The following is a 20,378-nucleotide window of genomic DNA, read 5'->3' on the forward strand; positions in this document are numbered from 1 at the left end:
CACACCCCCGACGAAGTCCGCGAAGCACTCCAACTCGGCGCCGACACCCCCGTCATCACCCTCGACGCCCGCCGCCGCGACAGCGCCAAGAGCGCCCTCATCACCCTCGTCGAACACGCCCTCCTCGCCCGGCTGCGGTGATGCACGCGTCAGTGGCCCGCGGATCGGACCTCCGCGGGCCGCTGACGGGTTGACGGACCGTCAGCCGGTGGGCTCGACGCCCGACCGGATCAGGCCGTAGGTGTACGCGTCCTCCAGCGCCAGCCAGGACGCGGCGACGACGTTGTCGGCCACGCCGACGGTGGACCACGTCGACGTGCCGTCGGTGGACTCGATCAGCACCCGGGTCTTGGAGCCGGTGCCGTGCTGGCCCTCCAGGATGCGGACCTTGTAGTCGACCAGCTCCAGCTTGGCCAGCTGGGGATAGATGCCCTCCAACGCCGTGCGCAGGGCCTTGTCCAGCGCGTCGACCGGGCCGTTGCCCTCGCCGGTGGCGATCCGGCGCACGCCCTTGGCCCACAGCTTGACCGTGGCCTCGTTGCCCGTGAAGCCGTTCGGGCCCTGCTCGCTGATGGTCCGCCAGGACTCCAGCGTGTAGAAGCGCTCCCGGCTGCCGCGCACCTCGTCGCGCAGCAGCAGCTCGAACGAGGCGTCGGCGGACTCGTACGTGTAGCCGAGGTTCTCCTGCTCCTTGACCCGCGCCACCACCCGGCCGGCCAGGTCGCGGTCGGTGGAGAGGTCGTAGCCGAGCTCCTTGCCCTTCAGTTCGACCGAGGCCCGGCCGGCCATGTCGGAGACCAGCATCCGCATGGTGTTGCCGACCAGCTCGGGGTCGATGTGCTGGTACAGGTCCGGGTCCACCTTGATCGCGGAGGCGTGCAGCCCGGCCTTGTGCGCGAAGGCGGAGTACCCGACGTACGGCTGGTGGGTGGAGGGCGCCAGGTTCACCAGCTCGGCGATGGCGTGCGAGATCCGGGTCATCTCGGCGAGCCGGCCCGCGGGCAGCACCCGGCGGTCGTACTTGATCTCCAGCGCGCCGACCACCGGGAACAGGTTGGCGTTGCCGACCCGCTCGCCGTAGCCGTTCGCGGTGCACTGCACGTGGGTCGCGCCGGCGTCCACCGCGGCCAGGGTGTTGGCGACCGCGCAGCCGGTGTCGTCCTGGGCGTGGATGCCGACCCGGGCGCCGGTCGAGGCGATCACGTCGGCGACGATGTCGCGCACGCCGGCCGGCAGCATCCCGCCGTTGGTGTCGCACAGCACGACCACGTCGGCCCCGGCGCGGTGCGCGGTGCGGACGACGTCGAGCGCGTAGTCGCGGTTGGCCCGGTAGCCGTCGAAGAAGTGCTCGCAGTCGATGAACACCCGGCGCTCCGCGGCCCGCAGGTACTCGACGCTGTCCCGGATCATCTCCAGGTTCTCGTCCAGGGTGGTGCGCAGGGCCAGCTCGACGTGCCGGTCGTGCGCCTTCGCGACCAGGGTGACGACGGGGGCGCCGGAGGTGACGAGCGCCGCGAGCTGCGGGTCGTCGGCGGCCCGGCCGCCCGCGCGGCGGGTGGCGCCGAAGGCGACCAGCCGGGCGTTCTCCAGCTCGAGCTCGGCGGCGGCGCGGGCGAAGAACTCGGTGTCGCGGGGGTTGGCCCCGGGCCAGCCGCCCTCGATGAACCCCACGCCGAAGTCGTCCAGGTGCCGGGCAATGGCCAGCTTGTCCGCCACCGTGAGGTTGATGCCCTCCCGCTGCGCGCCGTCGCGCAGGGTGGTGTCGAACACGTGGAAGCTGTCGTCGGTGCGGCTGACCTCGGTCATGACCCCTGGTTCTCCGTTCGGGGAGGTTCGTACTGCTCTGCCGGTTCGTCGTTCCGGCTCCACTGTCCAGCATCCCGCGCGCGGCCCCGGTGTCCCCGAGCCCTTCGTGGGGGCTCTCGGCCGGTCCGGGTGGTGCTCGATGGGCGTTGCCCCAAAAGCAAAAGACCCCTCGCGGGTGCGAGAGGTCTGCGCGCGGGTCTGGACGCTGGTGGTCGCTCCGCATCGGGTCGAGCGGGAGCGGTCACTGCGGACCGGCGCGCCTGCTGCTAATAATCAGCGAAAGCGAGGACACGCTGGCAGTCTGGCACACCCTCCGCGATCCGGCCCGCACGTCTCGCGATGCGAAACGGCGCAGGCCGGAGGCGGTGGGACGGCCGCGGAAATCAGACGATCTTGTGCAGCCAGCCGTGGGTGTCCGGGCTCTGGCCGCCCTGGATGGCGAGCAGGGCCCTGCGCAGCTCCATGGTGACCGGGCCGGGCTCGCCGGTGCCCACGGTCCAGTCGGCGGCGGCCGACTTGACCGAGCCGACCGGGGTGATGACGGCGGCGGTGCCGCACGCGAAGACCTCGGTCAGGGTGCCGTCGGCGTTGGCCCGCTGCCACTCGTCGGTGGAGATCTTCCGCTCCTCGACGGCGTAGCCGAGGTCGCCGGCCAGGGTCAGCAGCGAGTCGCGGGTGATGCCGGGCAGCAGGGCGCCGGACAGCTCCGGCGTCACGATCTTCGCGTCCTTGCCCTCGCCGAAGACGAAGTAGAGGTTCATGCCGCCCATCTCCTCGACCCACCGGTGCTCGGCGGCGTCGAGCCAGACGACCTGGTCGCAGCCCTTCTCGGCGGCCTGGGCCTGGGCGACCAGCGACGCGGCGTAGTTACCGGCGCACTTGGCGGCGCCGGTGCCGCCGGGCGCGGCCCGGACGTACTCCTTGGACAGCCACACCGAGACCGGCTTGACGCCGCCCGGGAAGTAGGCGCCGGCCGGCGAGGCGATGATCATGAACAGGTAGGAGTTCGCCGGGCGGACGCCCAGGCCGACCTCGGTGGCGAACATGAACGGCCGCAGGTACAGGCTCTGCTCGGGCTCGTTCGGCACCCAGGCCTGCTCCTGCTGGACCAGCAGCTCGACGGCCTCGACGAAGGTCTCCACCGGCAGCTCCGGCATGGCCAGGCGGCGGGCGGAGGCCTGGAAGCGGGCGGCGTTGGCCTCCGGGCGGAAGGTGGAGATGGAGCCGTCGGCCTGGCGGTAGGCCTTCAGGCCCTCGAAGATCGCCTGGCCGTAGTGCAGGGTCATGTTCGCCGGGTCGATCTCCAGCGGCGCGTACGGCGCCAGCTGGGCGTCGTGCCAGCCCCGGCCCTCGGTCCAGCGGACGGTGACCATGTGGTCGGTGAAGACGCGACCGAAGCCGGGGTTGGTCAGCCGGGCCTCGCGCTCCGCCTCGGACAGCGGGTTGGCGGAGGGCTTGAGGTCGAACGTGATGGGCGCCTGGGTGGGCGTGCTCATGGCTGTGTGTCCTTCACCGTGGGGTTGGTTCGGGCCGCCCCGCCGGCTGCGCGACACGGCGGACGGATGAACGCCCGAACGCACGCACAACGGCACGGCCCACTGTCGATACTCGCATCCAGAGGGCCGTGCCGAACAGTCGCCTGCCGCTTGGGAAGCTGCAAGCTGCGGTTATGTGGTCCGGCCCCCTCAGCCGGATACTCGGGCGGCGAGCGCGTCGCCGACCTGGGAGGTGCTGCGGACGCCGGAGCGCTCGGCCAGGTCCGCGGCGACCGCGGCCTCGACCCGGGCGGCCTCGGCGGTCAGGCCCAGGTGGTCCAGCAGCATGGCGACCGACAGTACGGTGGCGGTCGGGTCGGCCTTGCCCTGGCCCGCGATGTCCGGCGCGGAGCCGTGCACCGGCTCGAACATCGAGGGGAACTCCCCGCCCGGGTTGATGTTGCCGCTGGCGGCCAGACCGATCCCCCCGGTCACGGCGGCGGCCAGGTCGGTCAGGATGTCGCCGAACAGGTTGTCGGTGACGATGACGTCGAAGCGCTCCGGCTGGGTGACGAAGAAGATGGTCGCCGCGTCGACGTGCAGGTAGTCGGTGGTGACCTCGGGGAACTCCCTGCCGACCTCGGCGAAGATCCGCGTCCACAGGTGACCGGCGTGCACCAGCACGTTGTTCTTGTGGACCAGGGTGAGCCTCTTGCGCGGGCGCGCCTGCGCCCGCCGGTAGGCGTCGCGCACCACGCGCTCGATGCCGAAGGCGGTGTTCAGGCTGACCTCGGTGGCCACCTCGTGCTCGGTGCCGGTGCGCAGCGAGCCGCCGTTGCCGACGTACGGGCCCTCGGTGCCCTCGCGGACGACCACGAAGTCGATCTCGGGCTGCCCCGCCAGCGGCGACGCGACGCCCGGGAACAGCCGGCCCGGCCGCAGGTTGATGTGGTGGTCGAAGGCGAACCGCAGCTTCAGCAGCAGCCCCCGCTCCAGCACGCCCGACGGCACGCTCGGGTCCCCGATGGCGCCGAGCAGGATCGCGTCGTGGCCCTTCAGCTCGGCCAGCACGCCGTCCGGCAGCGTCTCCCCGGTCCGGTGGTAGCGCCGGGCCCCGAGGTCGTACTCGGTGGTCTCCAGCTTCACCTCGGCGGGAAGCGCGGCCCGGAGGACCTTGAGTCCTTCGGCCACGACTTCCTGGCCGATGCCGTCACCGGGAACAACTGCGAGACGAATCGTGCGAGACATGCTCGGACCCTACTCCGGTGTCCCAGGGACTGACACCTTGCGTCCACTATTCGGACGCGTCAGGTCAGGTCGATCTCGATCGGGAACGGGCGGTCGACCTTCAACTGCTTGTGATGGATCCCGGTCAGGCCGCAGGACTTGGCAGCGGGGTCCAGATCGAACGTGTGGACGACCGGGCGGCCCTCGTCATCGCGGCAAAGCCTCCTGGGACGCCACTCGTTCGAGGGGGCGTGAGTGCGCGGGGACGCGCCGGGGGCGCACCTATCGTGGCGAGGGTCCGGGGATTCGGCGTGGAACGGGGCGCGGCGTGCGGTCTGGGTGGCGGCGGGAGGCCGGGGTCTGTGCCGGGGCGGCCGGGCTGGCCGCGGGCGGGTACGCCCTCGCGGCGGGGCTGCGCGGGGCGTGGCCGCCCGGGGCCGACGACCTCGCGGTGCCGTTCCACGCCCACCTGTGGGACCTCGTCCACGGGCGGGCCGCCGGGGACCTCCTGTTCAACTGGAACAGCGGGTACGGGGTGCCGTTCCTCGCCGACTTCTTCGCCTACCTGATGAACCCGCTCTCCTGGCCCACCGCGCTCCTCCCCCGCGACCGGGGCCACCTCGCGGTCTTCCTCGTCACCCTCGCGAGCATCGGCCTGGGCACCGCCCTGATGACGCACGTCCTCGGCCGCCTCCATGCGGGCCCGCGCCGACTGCGCGCGCTCACCGCCGTCGGGTACGGGCTCTGCGCCTGGGTGCTGGGCGTCGGCGGACCGGCGCCCTACTGGCTGTGGGGCCTGGTGTCGCTGCCGCTGCTGTGCCTGGCCGGCGACTGGTGCCTGCACGAGCGCCGCTGGGTGCTCGGCTCGCTGTGCGTCGCGCTCGCCTGGGCGGGCAACCTGTACACCGCCGCGATGGCCACGATCGCCGCCGGAATCGTCCTCGTCGTGCGGCTGCTGGCGACACCGCGGCCGCTGCGCCACCGCGTCCGGGTGACCGGCCGGGCCGTCACGACGGCCGTCACCGGGATCCTCCTCGCCTCCCCCGTGCTGTTCGTCGCCGTCCGGGCCGCCCGGACCGCCCAGCCGGAGTCCCCGGTGGAGCCGCTCGGCCCCGGCGGCTTCGGGGGGCACCTCGCGAGGCTGCTCCCCGGCACGCACGGCGGCGCCCCGCTGCCGGACGTCGCCATCGGCCTGTTCGGGCTGCTGCTGGTGTGCGGGCTGCCGTTCAACCGGCGGGTGCGGGTGCGTGAGCGGGCGGTGTGGTGCGGCGCGCTGGCGCTGGTGGTGCTGAGCTTCGTCTGGACGCCGACGGTGCTGGTCTGGCACGGCCTGGCGATCCCGGCGGGCGGGCCGTACCGGGCGGCGTTCGCGCTGAGCGGGCTGCTGGTGTTCGCCGCCTGGGTGTCGCTGGCGCACCGGCCCGACCCGGCCGCCCTGCTCGGCGGGGCCGCCGTGGTCGGGCTGATCGCCGGGCTGGCCGCGAGCCGGCACTCGGTGCGGACGTCCACCTGGGTGCTGCTGGCGGTCGGCGGGGCGGTGCTGCTCGCCGCGTTGTGGGCGCTGGAGCGGTGGCACGCCGACCGGCGCGCCGGCGCCGCCCTCACCTGGGTGCTGGGCGGCGCGGTGCTCGGCAACGCCGTCTGGTCCGGGTACGCGGCGCTGGCCCCCGGCCCGGAGGCGACGGCCTCCGGCGCGGCGGTGCGGGCCGCCCACGCGGCGGTCCGCGTGGGGGCGCACTGGCCCGCCGGGCGCAGCGACCCGGGCCCGCACGCCTTCACCCCCAACGACCCGCTGCTCCTCGACGGCGAGGGCGGCGGGTACTCCAGCGGCTCGCTGCCGAGCGTCGCCGCCCTGCTCATGCACGACCTCGGCGCGGGCTGGACGGCGGGCGGGCGGAGCACCGGCAGCGTCACCGACCCGGTCGGGCAGGCGCTGTTCGCCGTCCGCGCCCACCTGGACGACGGTCCCCCGCCGGACGGCTTCGCCCCCGTCCTGGCCACCGCGCCGCCGCTGGTCACGGTGCTGCCGACGGGCCACCGGGTGGACACCGCCTCGGTGTGGTCGCGGCAGGAGTCGCTGCTCGGCGGCCCGGTGTACGACGCCCCGGTGCCCGTCCCGGTGGGCGGCCCGGCGCCGACGCCGCACGGCAGCAGCGGCTGGTCGCTGCCGGGCGGCAGCGTGGCGACGGAGTTCACCGCGGCGTGCACGCCCGGCGGCACGGCGTTCTTCCACGGCGTCTGGTACCGGGGCACGGTCAGCGGCCTCGGCACCACCTACCGCAGCGACGGCGACCAGCCGACCACCGCCGTCCCGGTGCACCGGCTGGGCCCGGTGCCGGCCGACGGGCTGGTCCGGGTGGCGCTGCGGTCCGACGGGGTGAGCCAGGTCCCGGCCCGCCCGATCGGCTGCCTGCGGCCGGGCGCCCTGGAGGCGGCCGTGGCGCGGCTGACGGTGACCGGCGCCACCCGGGTGAGGGCCGGCGGCCACACGCTCACCGCCGCCCTCCCGGCCGGCTCGACGGGCACGGCGCTGGTGTCCGTCCCGGCCACCGAGGGCTGGACCTGCGCGGCCGGCGGCGGCCGGCCCGTGGCGCCCACGCCGGTCCTGGGGATGATCGGCGTCCCGCTGGGCGCGGGGGCGGACCGCGTCACGTGCGCGTTCCGGCCGCCCGGCCTCACCGAGGGCCTGGTCGTCACGTCCGCCACCACGGCGGTCCTCGCCCTGGTCGCCGTCTTCACCCGTGTCTCCCGCCGCCGCCCGCCGCACATCCCGCGCCGCGTCCGCCGCCGGACGGCCCGTACGGCGCAGGCGGGCTGACGGCACGCGCAGGGGCGGCCCGCGGGTGCCGCGCGGGCCGCCCCTGGTTCCGTCCCGGGGGTCAGGGAAGCGCGACCACCTCCGCCCGCTGGGCACCCGGGTTGAAGTGGTGCAGCAGCAGCACCGAGGACCTGTCGCCCGCCGCGCGGTGGACGTCGAGGATGGTGCCGGGCCGCTCCGGGGCCGCGATGGCGGCCGGGCCCGCGACGCCGGCCCGGACGGTGACGGCCGGGTGGAGCGCGTCGAGCGCGACGGTCGGCCGCACGCCCCGCAGACCGATCGACGCGAAGGCGTCGGCCGGGTCGGGCCGGCCCTGGACGGCCGGGCCGGTCCACACGCCGTACCGCACGACGCTGTGGCCCTCCGTGACCCCCGGGAGCGCGGCGGTCCGCACCGGCAGGACCAGCACCTCGCTGTCCAGCAGCGCGGTGTCGACGTCGCCCCAGCGGGCGTTGAGCGGCTGGACGTCCAGCTCGGCGCCGGTGCGGGCGTCGAGCGCGCGGGCGACCAGCACGTCGCTGCCGCGCTGCCGGTCGGCCTTCACGATCACGTCGGCGACGCCGTCCCCGTCGGTGTCCAGCGAGACCCGGACCCCGTAGAGGCCGACGGGCGTGGTGGCGGGGGCCCAGAGCCGGGCGCCGAAGTAGAGCATCCCGGAGTCCGCGGCGGCGCCGACGGCCCGCAGGTTCGCCGCGCGGTCGCCGGGGTGTTCGACGCACACGTCCTCCGGGGCCGGCGCGTCCCCGCCCGACTTGTCGGGCGCGATGCCCGAGCCCGGCCGCAGTTCGGCGCCGCCGCCGGGCGGGCAGTCGGCCCACCGGGCGGCCTCCCCGCCGAGGGCGAAGGCGCTGACGAGTCCGGGCCGGTCGCCGGGGGCGCTGCTGCCGCCGAGCAGCAGCAGGGTGCCGTCGCGGGCGGTGCGCACCGGCGCGGAGGCGGTGAGGCCGGTGGCGGGCCGCGGAGCCGCGAACACCGGGACCCTCAGCTCGGGCAGGGCCGGGTCGGTGACGGGGGTGAGCAGGACGCGGCCGGAGAGCTCGCCCCGGTAGGAGCGCGCCTTGCCGCCCTGGACGGCGTCGAGGGTCGGGTCCGGCGCGCGCCCCAGCTCCCCGGGGACGCTGAGCGTCACCTCGACGTGCGCGGTGCCGCCGGCCGGGACGTCGACCTGCTCCGGCGCCACCTCGTAGCGGGCGCCGGGCAGTTCGGTGGCCGCCGCGTACCCGGTGCGGTAACTCAGGGGCGCCGCGGAGTGGTTGCGCACCTCGATCGCACGGCGCAGCGCCGTCGGACCGCCCACCTCGACCGGTCCGAAGGAGACGCCGACGGCGCCCTCGACCGCGCCCTCGCCGGCGGCGTAGGCGACGGCCGGGGTGCGCACGGCCCGGTCGACCGCGGCCCGTCCGGCGCCGGTGCGCTCGGGGCCGTAGACCGGGCTGCCGCGGTCCGCGTCGCGGCGGGTGTCGACGGAGGTGTTCATCAGCGCCGCCTTGACCTCCTCGACCGGCCAGTCCGGGTGGGCGGCGCGGACGAGGGCGGCGAGCCCGGCCACGTGCGGCGTGGCCATCGAGGTGCCGTCCTCGCGCTGGCCGCCGCTGCCGCTGCCGGCGAGCGCGGACCAGATGCTCTCCCCGGGGGCGGCGAGGTCGGGCTTGACGACACCGGGCAGGCCGATGCCGCGGGAGGTGAAGTCGGTGAGGGTGTCGGCCCGTTCGGGCTGGAGCTGGGAGACCGAGCCGTGCAGCGGGTTGCCGGGGGCGGCCAGCCGGACCTCGGCCCCGCCGGCCGCGGTGGCCTGCCGGAGCCGCTCGCCGTCGGCGCGGGCCACCAGGGCGACGGGGATGCGGGCGTTGCCGGCGATCTCGGGCAGGTGGTCGGTGTCGGCGGCGTAGAGGGCGCCGATGGCGCCCGCGTCGGCGGCGTGGTCGGCGCGCGGGCCGGAGTTGCAGGCCCGCTCGGACTCGCGGGTGGCCCAGGCCAGCACCGCGACCTTGCCCGCGAGCCGCTGCCGGTCGGCCGCGCTGAACTCCGCGCAGCCGTCCGACTGGTCGGCGGGCAGGGCGAGTTGGCCGTGCACATCGGCGGTGGACCAGCCCTGGTAGCGCTCGCTCCAGTGGGCGGGGACGGCGCCGGCGAGGTCGGCCGGGGCGAGCACGGTGATGCCGTCGGTGTCGGCGTGTCCGTGCACGGACGCGGCCACGGCGATGGACCGGGCGGCGGTGCCGGGGCTGCCGCTGATGCCGTAGACGTCCCCCTCGTTGCCCGCGGCGGCGACCACGACGGTGCCGAGCGCGGCGAGGTGGTCGACGGCCACCGCGTCGGCGTCGTCGGGGCTGCCGAAGCGGCTGCCGAGCGAGAGGTTGACGACGTCGAGGCGGTCGCCGAGGTCGCCGTCGCCGTTGGGGTCGGCGGCGAGGTCGAGGGCCTGGGCGAGGCGGTCGGTGGAGCCCTCGCAGCCGAACACCCGGATCGCGTACAGCTGCGCGCCGGGGGCCGCCCCCGGGCCGACCTTGAAACCGGCCGGGTCGAGGCCGGCCCGGTAAGGCCCGGTGTAGGTGCGGCCGTCGGCGGTGACGCCGAGGCCGGCCGCGGTGCCGGCGACGTGGGTGCCGTGGCCGTTGCGGTCGCAGTCGATGGGGTTGTCGCTGGGGTGCGGCTCCGGCTGGTGGTGCGGGGAGGCGGGGTCCGGGTCGTAGTCGTCGCCGACCAGGTCCTTGCCGCCGATCACCTTGGCGTTGGGGAACAGCGCGGCCGGGGCGGGCTTGCCGCGCTCGACCGACCGGTAGGCGGCCTCGGTGCCGGGGCCGCCGAAGTCCGCGTGGGTGTAGTCGATGCCGCTGTCGATGACGCCGATCCGCACGCCCTTGCCGGTGTTGCCGTCTCCCCCGGTGCCGCCGCCGGCGTCCTCCCACACCTGCGGTGCGCCGGTCAGCGGGACGGAGTACGCGTTGTCGCGGTGCTTGCGGACGATCGGGTGGACGGCCCGGACGCCGGGCAGCGCCCGCAGCGCGGCCAGCCGGTCGGCGGGCGCGGTGACGGCGAGGCCCGTGAGCAGGGTGCGGGTGCGGTACAGCTCGCGGGCGCCGGGGACGGCCCGGTGGACGGCCGTGGCGGCCCGGTCCAGCGCGTCGCCGGCCCTGGCCCGCTGGTCGGCCCCGGCCCGCGCGGCCACCCGGCGGACCTCCTCCGGGGAGCGCCGGGCGCGCCGGGAGTCGTCGGCGGCGCGCCGCCACGCGGGGCCGGCCGCCTCGGTGCCGAGTTCGAGCAGGACGGACGTCGCGCGGTCGGCCCCGGACGGGTCCGTCGGCGGACTGCCGTCGGCCGGGGCGGCGGCGAGCGCGACCGGGCCGACCAGCAGGGTCAGGGTGACGCCGATCCGGGCGAGCGAACGGCGGACGGTTGGCAGACGCACGTGGGCCCTCTCCCCCGGCAAGGGGGACGGATCCGCACACCGAGGAGGTCGCTGACGCCCGCCCGCGCGGGCGTCGATCACCCTTCCGGGGGCCCCAAATTAGGATGATCGCGCCGGGCCGTGCGAGCACCGTCCCCCGGACGGAGGCAAGGTGCACCCTCCCGGGTGACCATCCGTCAGGCCGTCCGGCCCAGTTGGCGGATGAACGCCAGGGCGGCCCCGCCGGTCAGTGGTGGCCGGTCACGCCGCCGTTGTCGCGGCGGTCCAGCGAGCGCTGCAACGCGGCGGCGGCGGAGGGGTTCCGCTCGGCGGCCCGGCGGCGGCGCGGGGCGCGGACGGGGGTGGCGGCGGGGGCCGGGGAGACGTGGCGGTCGACGGTGGAAGGCATACCGGACTCCTTGGAAGGGCGCACGTGGAGGCGCGGGAGGGGGGAGGAGAACCAGGGGTGTCGCGCGATGGGGGTCCCCCGGCCGGAGGCTGGGGGAGCGTCCCGAGAAGGGTGGCGGTGGGCGACGGGAGGGCGCGCAGAGGCAGGGGTCGCCTGCCCGTGAAGGCGCACGCACACACGGGCCGCGCGCCCTGGCTACAGGGGCGGCACACCGTATGGCCCTTCCACGGTACGACCCCGGCCCGGCCGTGTCTGCACGAATACTTGGATTTCCTAGTATCTGAGACGGGGGTCACCCGGACGCACGCAACCGGGCCCGGACCACCGTCTCGACGGCGGTCCGGGCCCGGTACGGAGCCTCGGGAGGGTCAGCCCAGGTCGACCGACCGCGCGAAGCGGGCGCCGATCTCGGCGGCGATCGCCGACAGCACGTCCTGCGGGATCTCGCTGTCCACGGTGAGGGAGGCGAGCGCGCCGCCGCCGTCCCGCGCGACCTGCATGCCGGCGATGTTGATGCCGGCGTCGCCGAGGTGCTTGCCGAGGACGCCGACGACGCCCGGGCGGTCCTCGTACTTGAAGAAGGCCATGTGGTCGGTGAGCGCGACGTCCACGTCGAAGGCGTCCACGCCGACGATCTTCTGGGTCTGCTTCGGGCCGGCCAGCGTGCCGGAGATGGCGATCTCCTCGCCGTCGGCCAGCGTGCCGCGCACGGTGATGACGTTGCGGTGCTCGGGGCTCTCGCTGGAGGTGGTCAGGCGCACCTCGACACCGCGCTCCTGGGCGAACAGCGGGGCGTTGACGTAGGACACCGTCTCCGCCACGACGTCCTCGAACACGCCCTTGAGTGCGGACAGTTCGAGCACCTTGACGTCGTGCTGGGTGATCTCGCCGCGGACCTCGACGTCGAGCCGCACGGCGACCTCGCCCGCCAGCGCGGTGAAGATCCGGCCGAGCTTCTCGGCGAGCGGCAGGCCGGGGCGCACGTCCTCGGCGATCACGCCGCCCTGGACGTTGACGGCGTCCGGCACCAGCTCGCCGGCCAGCGCGAGGCGCACCGACCTGGCGACCGCGATGCCGGCCTTCTCCTGCGCCTCGTCGGTGGAGGCGCCGAGGTGCGGGGTGGCGACCACGTTGTCGAAGGCGAACAGCGGTGAGTCGGTGCACGGCTCCTTGGCGTACACGTCGAGGCCGGCGCCGGCCACCCGGCCGTCGCGCAGGGCGCTCGCGAGCGCCTCCTCGTCGACGATGCCGCCGCGGGCGGCGTTGACGATGCGCACGGTCGGCTTGACCTTGTGCAGCGCCTCGTCGCCGATCAGGCCGATCGTCTCGGGGGTCTTCGGGAGGTGGACGGTGATGAAGTCCGAGACCTCCAGCAGCTCTTCGAGCGAGACCAGCTTGACGCCCATCTGCGCGGCGCGGGCGGCCTGGATGTAGGGGTCGTACGCGACGATCTTCATGCCGAACGCGGACATCCGCTGCGCGACCAGGACGCCGATCCGGCCGAGGCCGACGACGCCGAGGACCTTCTCGCTGAGCTCGACGCCGGTGTACTTGTTGCGCTTCCACTCGCCCTGCTTGAGCGCGGCGTTGGCCGGCGCGATGTTGCGGGCGACGGAGATCAGCAGGCCGCAGGCGAGCTCGGCGGCGGTGACGATGTTGGAGGTCGGCGCGTTGACGACCATCACGCCGGCCTTGGTGGCGGCGGAGACGTCCACGTTGTCCAGGCCGACGCCGGCCCGGGCGACGACCTTCAGCTTGCGCGCGGCGGCCAGCGCCTCGGCGTCGACCTTGGTCGCCGAGCGGATCAGGATCGCGTCGACGTCGGCGATCGCGGTGAGCAGTTCGGTGCGGTCGGCACCGTTGCAGTGGCGGATCTCGAAGTCGGGGCCGAGGGCGTCGACGGTGGCGGGCGACAGCTCCTCGGCGATGAGAACGACGCCGGTTTTCACAGTGTTAGCAGTGCTCACGACAGTGTGTCCTTAGACTGTCCGGTTCCCCCGGGCACGGCGGTGGCGTGGAGGGCGGGGGAAGGTGGCATGCCGCGTAGGTAGACGCACGACGCTGTGGGCCTGACGCGCACTCGGAAGTGTATCGACGGGCGGAGTACGAGGCTGCTCCCGTCCGGCGAAATCACCCGGACGGGAGCAGCCTACTTGTACAAGGCAGTTGCGAGAGGGGCGGGCCCCGGGCCGGGTCAGGCCTTCTCGTTGACCCAGCTCATCAGCGAGCGCAGCTTCTTGCCGGTGGTCTCCAGCAGGTGGTCCTCGTCGGCCTTCTTGTACTCGTTGTACTTGGGCAGACCGGCCTTGTACTCGGCGATCCAGGTGTTGGCGAAGGTGCCGTCCTGGATCTCGGCGAGGACCTTCTTCATCTCGGCCTTGGTCGCGTCGGTGATGATGCGCGGGCCGGTGACGTAGTCGCCCCACTCGGCGGTCTCGGAGACCGACCAGCGCATCTTCTCCAGGCCGCCCTCGTACATCAGGTCGACGATGAGCTTCAGCTCGTGCAGGCACTCGAAGTAGGCGATCTCCGGCTGGTAGCCGGCCTCGACCAGGGTCTCGAACCCGGCCTTCACCAGGGCGGCGGTACCACCGCACAGGACGGCCTGCTCACCGAACAGGTCGGTCTCGGTCTCCTCGGTGAAGGTGGTCTTGATGACGCCGGCCTTGGTGGCGCCGAGGCCCTTGGCGTAGGACAGCGCCAGCGCGAAGGCGTTGCCGGACGCGTCCTGCTCGACCGCGACGATCGCGGGGACGCCGCGGCCCTCCTCATACTGGCGGCGCACCAGGTGGCCCGGGCCCTTCGGGGCGACCATGCAGACGTCGACGTCCGCCGGGGGCTTGATGAAGCCGAAGCGGATGTTCAGGCCGTGGCCGAAGAACAGGGCGTCGCCGGACTTCAGGTTCGGGGCGATGTCCGCCTCGTAGACGTCGGCCTGGATCGGGTCCGGCACCAGGATCATGATGACGTCGGCCTCGGCCGCGGCCTCGGCGGGGGTGACCACGCGCAGGCCGGCCTCCTCGGCCTTGGCACGGGACTTGGACTCGGGCTTGAGGCCGACGCGGACGTCGGCGCCGGAGTCGCGCAGGGACAGCGCGTGGGCGTGGCCCTGGCTCCCGTAGCCGATGACCGCGACCTTGCGGCCCTGGATGATGGACAGGTCGGCGTCGTCTTCGTAGAACAGCTCGGCCACGGGGGCACATCTCCTTGCGTGATGGGTGCCGGGTACGCGGTTCCTACCGTAGGTACACCCGGCGGGGTGTGGGGTCTTCGTTCAGCGTGTGAGAAACGCCGGCTACGCGCTGCGGTCCAGGGCGCGCAGCGATCGATCGGTGATCGAACGGGCACCGCGCCCGATGGCGACCAGGCCGGACTGGACCAGTTCCTTGATGCCGTACGGCTCCAGCATCCGGAGCATGGCCTCCAGCTTGTCCGAACTGCCGGTGGCCTCGATGGTCACCGCGTCGGGCGACACGTCGACGGTCTTGGCACGGAACAGCTGGACGATCTCGACGATCTGCGACCGGGTCTCGTTGTCGGCGCGGACCTTCACCAGGACCAGTTCCCGCTGGATCGCAGCGGACTGGTCGAGTTCGACGATCTTTATCACGTTCACGAGCTTGTTGAGCTGCTTGGTGACCTGTTCCAGCGGGAGGTCCTCGACGTTGACCACGATCGTCATCCGGGACACGTCCGGGTGCTCGGTCGGGCCGACGGCGAGGGAGTCGATGTTGAAGCCCCGACGGGAGAACAGCGAGGCGATGCGGGCGAGCACGCCGGGCTTGTTCTCGACCAGGACGGAGAGGGTGTGCTTGGACATGTCGTTCCTCAGTCGTTCTGGGTAGGGAGCTTCAGTCGAGGTCGTCGCCGAAGTCGGGGCGGACGCCCTTGGCGAACTGGATCTCGTCGTTGCTGGTACCGGCCGCGACCATCGGCCAGACCATGGCGTCCTGGTGGACGATGAAGTCGATGACGACCGGGCGGTCGTCGATCGCCATCGCCTGCTCGATGACCGCGTCCAGGTCCTCGGGGCGCTCGCAGCGCAGGCCGACGCAGCCCATCGCCTCGGACAGCTTGACGAAGTCGGGGATCCGGGTGCCGCCCTGCTCCGGCGGCTCGACGCCGTCGTGGCCGGGGCCGGCGTGCAGCACGGTGTTGGAGTAGCGCTGGTTGTAGAAGAGCGTCTGCCACTGGCGGACCATGCCCAGCGAACCGTTGTTGATGACCGCGACCTTGATCGGGATGCCGTTCAGGGCGCAGGTGACCAGCTCCTGGTTGGTCATCTGGAAGCAGCCGTCGCCGTCGATCGCCCAGACCACGGCCTCCGGGCGGCCCGCCTTGGCGCCCATCGCGGCCGGGACCGCGTAGCCCATGGTGCCCGCGCCGCCCGAGTTCAGCCAGGTGGCCGGCTTCTCGAAGCGGATGAACTGCGAGCTCCACATCTGGTGCTGGCCGACGCCCGCGGCGTAGATGGCGTCCGAGCCGACGATCTGGCCGATCCGCTCGATGACCTGCTGCGGCGAGAGCTCTCCGGCCGGGGCCGGCTCGTAGCCCAGCGGGTAGGTCTTCTTCCACCCGTCGAGCTTGTGCCACCACTCGGTGTAGTCGCCCTTGTGACCGGCGTCGAACTCGGCCTGGACGGCGACGATCAGGTCGGCCAGCACCTCGCGGGCGTCGCCGACGATCGGCACGTCGGCCGGGCGGTTCTTGCCGATCTCGGCCGGGTCGATGTCCGCGTGGACGACCTTGGCGTACGGGGCGAAGCCGTCCAGCTTGCCGGTGACGCGGTCGTCGAAGCGCGCGCCGAGGGTGAACAGCAGGTCGGCCTTCTGCAGCGCGGTGACGGCCGGGACGGTGCCGTGCATGCCGGGCATGCCCAGGTGCTGCGGGTGGCTGTCGGGGAAGGCGCCGAGCGCCATCAGGGTGGTGACGACCGGGGCGCCGGTCAGCTCGGCCAGGATCCGCAGCTCGGCGGTGGCCTGCGCCTTGATCACGCCGCCGCCGACGTACAGCACCGGGCGCTTGGCGCTCACCAGCATCTTCGCGGCCTCGCGGATCTGCTTGGCGTGCGGCTTGGTGACCGGGCGGTAGCCGGGCAGCGAGGTCTCGACCGGCCAGCGGAAGGTCGTGGTGGCCTGGAGCGCGTCCTTGGCGATGTCGACCAGGACCGGGCCGGGGCGGCCGGTGGCGGCGATGTGGAACGCCTCGGCGATCACCCGGGGGATCTCGGCGGGGTCGGTGACCAGGTAGTTGTGCTTGGTGATCGGCATCGTGATGCCGCAGATGTCCGCCTCCTGGAAGGCGTCGGTGCCGATCGCCTTGGAGGCGACCTGGCCGGTGATCGCGACGACCGGGACGGAGTCCATGTAGGCGTCGGCGATCGGGGTGACCAGGTTGGTCGCGCCCGGACCCGAGGTGGCCATGCAGACCCCGACCTTGCCGGTGGCCTGGGCGTAGCCGGTGGCGGCGTGACCGGCGCCCTGCTCGTGGCGGACCAGGATGTGGCGCACCTTGACCGAGTCCATCAGCGGGTCGTAGGCGGGCAGGATGGCCCCGCCCGGGATGCCGAACACGGTGTCCGCGCCCACGGCTTCGAGCGAGCGGATGAGCGACTGGGCGCCGGTCATGGTCTCGACGACGTGCTGGGGAGCGGGAGCGTGGGCGGCCGGGTTGTCCCCGCGGCGGGGGGATGCGGCGTGCTCGGTCATCTGCCTGTCTCTTCTCGGGTTTTGCCGGCCCGGTGGTGCGGGCCCCGGGTGGATCGAGGGTGGGGTCCCGGTTCGGGCCGATCGCCGGCTCTGCCTCAATCGTCCCGCTTTTCCCCGTTTCCGTGGGGTTCGCGGAGCAGTTGCGGCCAGGGGTCTTGCGTGGATGGAACAGCGTCGGTGCAACAAAAAACCCCTCGTGCCAAGGGCATGCGAGGGGTGGCGCGTCGGTCTGTCACAAGCGGGGCGTGCGTGCCCGCTCAGCCGACGCGCCCGCCAAGTACGAGAATTCGGGTGCGCATGGCAACGACCTTCCTCCCGTCCGGGGGCGCGTGTCAAGCAGGTGGGACGGCCGTCTCGCCATGCGGACCACCCCCCGGACCTGCCACCGCCCGGTGTTCGGGCAGGTCGCAGGCCCCGTGGTGAGGTGCGACACGCTCTCCGGGAGGCTCCCCGCAGCCACTCGTCCGGGTGTCCGCGGCCAGGTACGCCCGGCGGGCGGAGAGCGAGCCGAGCGGCCTCGGCAGCGGGTAGCCGCGGCGCACCAGGGCGCGGCGCAGCCGGGCCTCGTCGAGCGGCGGGGCGAAGGCCGAACCCTGGCCCTGGCGGCAGCCGAGCTCCTGCAGGGCGGCGATCTGCCGCGGCAGGTCCACCCCCTCGGCGCCGGTGAGCAGCCCGAGGTCGCGGCCGAGGCGCAACGCGTGCCCGGCCAGGGTGCGGCTGAGCGCGGACTCGCCGAGGTCCTGCACGAGGGTGCGGTCCAGCTTGAGTCCGTCCAGCGGCAGTCGGGCGAGGGCGCCCAGCGAGCCGCTGCCGGCGCCGTAACCGGCCAGGACGGTGGCGACCCCGAGCCGGCGCAACGCGGCGAGGCGGCGGCCGAGTTCGTCGGCGAGGGCGTCCGGGCCCATCCGGGCCACCTCGATCACCAGCTCGCCGGGCGGCAGCCGGTGCTCGCGCAGCGCGGCCGCGACCGTCTCGTAGAGGCCGGGCGAGCACAGGCGCTCGGCGGAGAGGCGGACCGCGACGGGCACCGGCGCGGGGCCGGTGCGGTTGCGGGAGGGCAGGCCGCGCCGGTCAGCAGCGGCCGCCACCGCCTCGTGGATCAGCCAGCGGGCGAAACGGGTGGCCGCGTCGCCGTGCTCGGCCGAGCGCAGGAACTCGGCGGGGGTGAGCAGCAGGCCCCTCGCCGAGCGCCAGCGGGCGTGCGCCTCGACGCCGGTCACGGCGCCGCTGGCGAGGTCCACCACGGGCTGGTGGAGCAGCGTGAAGCCGCCCTCGCGGACGGCGACCCGCAGCCGTTCGTCGAGTTCGGTGCGGCGCTCCAGGTCGGCCCGCATGGCGGGGCTGTAGAGCACCACCCGGCCCTTGCCTTCGGACTTGGCCCGGTACATCGCCAGGTCGGCGTTGCGCATCAGCTCGTCGGCTCCGGTGCGCGGGTCGGCGGCCGGGCCGCGCTCGGGGGTGCCGAAGGCGATGCCGATGCTCGCGGCGACGGCGAGCTCGGCGCCGCCGATCCAGTACGGCTCCGACAGCGCGACCCGCAGCCGCTCGGCGAGCTCCTGGACCTGGAGGCGGCCGAGCGGGCCGCACACCAGCGCGGCGAACTCGTCGCCGCCGAAGCGGGCGACGGTGTCCCCGCAGCGGACGGCGCCCTGCAGGCGGCGGGCGGCCTGCACCAGGAGCTCGTCGCCGACCTGGTGGCCGGCGCTGTCGTTGACCGCCTTGAAGCCGTCCAGGTCGAGGAAGAGCACGGCGATCCCGGCGCCCGGCTCGCCCCGGCCGCCCTGCCGGTCGCGGGTGCCGAGGGCGGCCCGCAGCCGCTGGGTGAACAGCGCCCGGTTGGGCAGGTCGGTGAGCGGGTCGTGGAAGGCGTTGTGCTGCAACTGGGCCTGGAGCATGACGCGTTCGGTGACGTCCCGGCTGTTGAGGATCAGCCCGTCGCGGTGCCGGCTGACGGTGGACTCGACGTGCAGCCACTCGCCGCCGCCGGAGCGGATCCGGCACTCGACCCGGGCGGAGGGCTCGGCGGTGCCCGGTGAGCGGTGCGCGGTGAGGCGGACCCGGGCGAGGTAGCGGCGCACCTCGCCGAGCACCCGGTCGAGGTCCTCGGGGTGGACGAGGTCCAGCAGGTTGCCGCCGACCAGCTCCTCCGGGTCGCGCCCGTAGACCCCGAGCGCGGCCGGGGAGACGTACGAGAGGACGCCGTTGGCCCCGGCGATCATGATGACGTCGCTGGAGCCCTGCACCAGGGAGCGGAAGTGCGCCTCCTTGTGGGCGAGTTCCTGGGCCAACGAGAGGTTGTCGAGCAGCATCACGCCCTGGCGCAGGATGAGCGCCAGGCCGACGGTGCAGGCGGCCGCGGCCACCACCCGGTCGAGCTGGCGCCCGCCGAGCGCGTTGTACAGGATCCCGGCGGTGCACACCGCGGCGGCGGCGTACGGGGTGAGCGCGCTGAACGTGGTGGCCACCCGGCGGCGCGGCAGGCCGCCGGCCGACGGGTGCTCGCGCAACGGGCGGCGCCAGCGCGGCGACCACGGCGCCCAGGCCAGCAGCAGGCTGCCGGAGAACCAGCCGGCGTCGAGGAGTTCGCCGGAGTGGTAACTGCTGCGCAGCGCCGGTGAGGTGAACAGGGCGTCGCAGATGACGGTGACGGCCAGCGCCATCATCGCGGTGTGCACGGCGGCCCGGTTGCCGTCCCGGCCGCCGAAGCGCAGCCCGACCACCAGGCTGACCAGCAGGATGTCCAGCACCGGGTAGGCCAGCTTGAGGGCCAGGTCCAGCACCGAGCCGCCCTCGCCGGCGGCGATCCGGCCGAGCGCCAGGCTCCAGCTGAGGGTGAACAGCGAGCCCGCGATCAGCCAGCCGTCCAGCAGGAGGCACAGCCAGCCGGCCGCGGAGCGCGGGCGCTGGGCGAGCACCAGGATGCCGGTGATGGAGAGCGGGGCGAACAGCAGGAAGGCGTACGCGGCGAGCGAGTGCGGCGGCAGGTCGGTGCGCTCGACGAGCTCGTACCAGCCCCAGGTGCCGTTGCCGAAGGCCACCGTGAGCGAGGAGAGGCCGAACAGCAGCCAGGCCGGGCGGGCGTGACCGCCGACCGTGCAGCCGTAGACCAGGCAGGACAGCGCGGCCGCCAGGGCCGCTGCGGCGAGCCCGAAATCACCCATGAAGACGGCGAGTTGGTGGGACCCCCAGCCGGTCGCGGCGCCGCAGGCGTAGCTGAGGCACAGGGCGCCGAGGGCGAGGCCGGGCAGGGCGCGGCCCTCCCGCAGGCGGCGCAGCGGGCCGCGTCTCGTGGTGGGCGCGTCGGCGGCCGGTGCGCCCGGCCGTTCGGCCGCGGGCAGCACCGTATCGGTGGAGCTCACTTGACCTCTCCCCCTCCGACCCGGGACCCGGCGCCCCGGTCACGGGCCACCGGCCGCGCGCCGCTTCGCCGTACGCGGTGACCTGGTGCCCCGTCAGGACGGCGGCCCAGGGGGTGGGCGGCCTTCCGACCGCCGCACCGCACCGATGTTCCCGATCGGGACCCTACACCAAATCCGTCACTCAATGA

At 74.1% G+C, this 20,378-nt stretch carries 11 protein-coding genes and 1 pseudogene; 2 read left to right on the forward strand and 10 right to left on the reverse strand.

The annotated features are described in order from the left end of the window. Window positions 1-141: pseudogene (locus tag PUR71_RS17135) on the forward strand (ATP-binding protein); the annotation flags it as partial. A 60-nt stretch (window positions 142-201) separates the two neighbouring features. Here the strand turns inward: PUR71_RS17135 and cimA are convergent. The 3 genes from cimA to PUR71_RS17150 form a co-directional block, all read right to left on the reverse strand. Then, window positions 202-1,806 carry a citramalate synthase gene (gene cimA / locus PUR71_RS17140; RefSeq protein ID WP_329927872.1) on the reverse strand — a complete coding sequence of 535 codons (1,605 nt, stop codon included), beginning with the start codon at window positions 1,804-1,806 and terminating at the stop codon, window positions 202-204. 383 nt (window positions 1,807-2,189) lie between these two features. Then, window positions 2,190-3,302 (reverse strand): branched-chain amino acid aminotransferase, encoded by a 1,113-nt coding sequence (locus tag PUR71_RS17145; RefSeq protein ID WP_329927873.1) that lies wholly within the window; start codon window positions 3,300-3,302, stop codon window positions 2,190-2,192. Window positions 3,303-3,491: 189 nt separating this feature from the next. After that, on the reverse strand, window positions 3,492-4,529 hold the full coding sequence (locus PUR71_RS17150; protein WP_329927874.1) for a 3-isopropylmalate dehydrogenase: 1,038 nt from the start codon (window positions 4,527-4,529) through the stop codon (window positions 3,492-3,494). Between the two features lie 307 nt (window positions 4,530-4,836). Here PUR71_RS17150 and PUR71_RS17155 point away from each other — a divergent pair, with 307 nt between their 5' ends. Then, the gene (locus tag PUR71_RS17155) at window positions 4,837-7,326 is read left to right on the forward strand and encodes a YfhO family protein (RefSeq protein WP_329927875.1); all 2,490 of its coding nucleotides are present in this window, start codon (window positions 4,837-4,839) and stop codon (window positions 7,324-7,326) included. A 61-nt stretch (window positions 7,327-7,387) separates the two neighbouring features. On the opposite strand, the gene PUR71_RS17160 is transcribed toward PUR71_RS17155, so the two are convergent. The 7 genes from PUR71_RS17160 to PUR71_RS17190 all read right to left on the reverse strand — a co-directional run bounded on the left by PUR71_RS17160 (window position 7,388) and on the right by PUR71_RS17190 (window position 20,190). After that, the gene (locus tag PUR71_RS17160; RefSeq protein WP_329927876.1) at window positions 7,388-10,735 is read right to left on the reverse strand and encodes a S8 family serine peptidase; all 3,348 of its coding nucleotides are present in this window, start codon (window positions 10,733-10,735) and stop codon (window positions 7,388-7,390) included. Window positions 10,736-10,961: 226 nt separating this feature from the next. Further along, window positions 10,962-11,123, reverse strand: coding sequence for a hypothetical protein (locus tag PUR71_RS17165; protein WP_329927877.1), 162 nt, complete (start codon window positions 11,121-11,123; stop codon window positions 10,962-10,964). A 368-nt stretch (window positions 11,124-11,491) separates the two neighbouring features. Next, window positions 11,492-13,072, reverse strand: coding sequence for a phosphoglycerate dehydrogenase (gene serA / locus PUR71_RS17170; protein WP_329928140.1), 1,581 nt, complete (start codon window positions 13,070-13,072; stop codon window positions 11,492-11,494). Between the two features lie 245 nt (window positions 13,073-13,317). Then, the gene (gene ilvC, locus PUR71_RS17175; protein ID WP_329927878.1) at window positions 13,318-14,316 is read right to left on the reverse strand and encodes a ketol-acid reductoisomerase; all 999 of its coding nucleotides are present in this window, start codon (window positions 14,314-14,316) and stop codon (window positions 13,318-13,320) included. 102 nt (window positions 14,317-14,418) lie between these two features. Beyond that, complete coding sequence (gene ilvN / locus PUR71_RS17180) at window positions 14,419-14,943, reverse strand: acetolactate synthase small subunit (protein ID WP_329927879.1); 525 nt, start codon at window positions 14,941-14,943, stop codon at window positions 14,419-14,421. 31 nt (window positions 14,944-14,974) lie between these two features. Beyond that, window positions 14,975-16,831: an acetolactate synthase large subunit gene (locus tag PUR71_RS17185; protein WP_329927880.1), complete on the reverse strand. Its 1,857-nt coding sequence runs from the start codon at window positions 16,829-16,831 to the stop codon at window positions 14,975-14,977. Between the two features lie 332 nt (window positions 16,832-17,163). Continuing rightward, window positions 17,164-20,190, reverse strand: coding sequence for a putative bifunctional diguanylate cyclase/phosphodiesterase (locus PUR71_RS17190; protein WP_443077468.1), 3,027 nt, complete (start codon window positions 20,188-20,190; stop codon window positions 17,164-17,166). Window positions 20,191-20,378 lie beyond the last annotated feature (188 nt).

This window comes from Streptomyces sp. SP17BM10 (genome assembly GCF_036322405.1).
Lineage (GTDB): Bacteria > Actinomycetota > Actinomycetes > Streptomycetales > Streptomycetaceae > Kitasatospora.

Bases quoted from the DNA above. Each gene is read 5' to 3' on its own strand.
- cimA (WP_329927872.1), bottom strand. From the start codon at position 1,806: ATGACCGAGGTCAGCCGCACCGACGACAGCTTCCACGTGTTCGACACC.
- PUR71_RS17145 (WP_329927873.1), bottom strand. From the start codon at position 3,302: ATGAGCACGCCCACCCAGGCGCCCATCACGTTCGACCTCAAGCCCTCC.
- PUR71_RS17150 (WP_329927874.1), bottom strand. From the start codon at position 4,529: ATGTCTCGCACGATTCGTCTCGCAGTTGTTCCCGGTGACGGCATCGGC.
- PUR71_RS17165 (WP_329927877.1), bottom strand. From the start codon at position 11,123: ATGCCTTCCACCGTCGACCGCCACGTCTCCCCGGCCCCCGCCGCCACC.
- ilvN (WP_329927879.1), bottom strand. From the start codon at position 14,943: ATGTCCAAGCACACCCTCTCCGTCCTGGTCGAGAACAAGCCCGGCGTG.
- PUR71_RS17185 (WP_329927880.1), bottom strand. From the start codon at position 16,831: ATGACCGAGCACGCCGCATCCCCCCGCCGCGGGGACAACCCGGCCGCC.